Source organism: Streptomyces sp. NPDC002138 (genome assembly GCF_040296485.1).
Classification (GTDB): domain Bacteria; phylum Actinomycetota; class Actinomycetes; order Streptomycetales; family Streptomycetaceae; genus Streptomyces.
The window spans coordinates 1-1,610 of the sequence record NZ_JBEOXE010000162.1; the positions used below are offsets into that span (position 1 = coordinate 1).

A 1,610-nucleotide genomic window follows, 5' to 3' on the forward strand; every position below is an offset into this window, starting at 1 on the left:
CCGGCGTATATGGTTCCGTCGGCTGTGGTGGTGCTGGAGACGCTGCCGCTGTCGGTGAACGGGAAGCTGGACCGCAAGGCCCTGCCCGCCCCGGAAATGCCTGCCATGGGCGGCAACAGCGCGGGCCGACGTCCGGCCAACGTCCAGGAGGAGATCCTTTGCGCGGTCTTCGCCGAGGTTCTGGGCGTCGAGAGCATCGGTGTCGAGGAGGACTTCTTCGCCAGAGGTGGTCACTCACTGCTCGCCATCCGGCTGGTGAGCCGGATCCGGACCGTACTGGGTGTGGAGGTCCCGCTTCGTGAACTGTTCGAGGCGCCGACCGTCACGGCACTTGGTGAGAGGCTGAGGGGAGCCGATTCGGCCCGCACGGAACTTGCGAAGTGGGACCGACCCGAGCGGATTCCTCTGTCCTACGCCCAGCGCCGGCTGTGGTTCATCAGCCAGCTGGAGGGCGCCAGCGCTACGCACAACATCCCGGTCGTCCTGCGGCTGACCGGCAGGGTGGACGCCCCAGCACTCGATGCCGCCCTGCGGGATGTGATCGGCAGGCATGAGGTGCTGCGCACGGTCTTCCCCACGGTCGATGGCGAGCCGTATCAGCGCATCCTCGCGGCAGATGAGTTGGAGTGGCAGCTGTCGGTGGCAGAGCCGGCTTCCGGGACGGGCCTTGACAGCGCGGTGGCGGGCGCTGCCGGCCATGTCTTCGATCTCGTTTCGGAGATTCCGATCCGGGCCTGGCTGTTCTCTGAGGGTTCCGATGAGCACGTGTTGGTCGTGCTGGTGCACCACATCGCCAGCGACGGCTGGTCGTCGGGGCCGCTGGCGCGGGACCTGTCGGCTGCCTACGCGGCCCGGTGCGCCGGGCGTGCTCCTGAATGGGAGCCGCTGGCGGTTCAGTACGCCGATTACGCGTTGTGGCAGCGTGAGGTGCTGGGTGACGAGGGTGACCAGCAGTCTCTGATCAATAGGCAGGCAGCGTATTGGCGCGGGGTGCTGGAGGGTGCTCCGGAGGAGTTGGGGCTGCCTTTCGATCATGTGCGGCCGGCGGTGGCGGGTCATCGTGGGCATGGTGTGCCGGTGGAGGTTCCGGCTGGGGTTCATGCGCGGTTGGTGGGGGTGGCGCGGGCCGAGGGTGTGACGGTGTTCATGGTGTTGCAGGCGGCGCTTGCGGTGCTGTTGTCCCGTCTGGGTGCGGGTACGGATATCCCGATCGGTTCGCCGAATGCGGGGCGTACGGATGAGGCGTTGGAGGACTTGGTCGGGTTCTTCATCAATACGTTGGTGGTGCGTACGGACCTGTCGGGTGATCCGACGTTTCGTGAGGTGTTGAGGCGGGTGCGGGAGCGGAGTCTTTCGGGGTTTGCTCATCAGGACGTGCCGTTCGAGCGTCTGGTGGAGGAGCTGGCTCCTGTTCGTTCGATGGGCCGCCACGCACTGTTCCAGGTGATGCTGACGTTGCAGAACAATGCAGAGGCGGTTCTGGATCTCCACGGGTTGGAAGCGGAGCGGATTTCGGCCGGTGATGCGTCGGCGAAGTTCGATCTGGATGTGATCGTGGGTGAGGAGTTCGACGGGTTTGGTGTGCCGGCTGGTATTCGTGGGTGGGTGAC

1 protein-coding gene is annotated in these 1,610 nt (G+C 65.8%); it reads left to right on the plus strand.

The genetic code is table 11. The annotated features are described in order from the left end of the window. Positions 1–27 precede the first annotated feature (27 nt). A partial coding sequence (locus tag ABT084_RS37840) for a condensation domain-containing protein (RefSeq protein ID WP_351054381.1) occupies positions 28–1,610 on the plus strand: 1,583 nt, incomplete at its 3' end.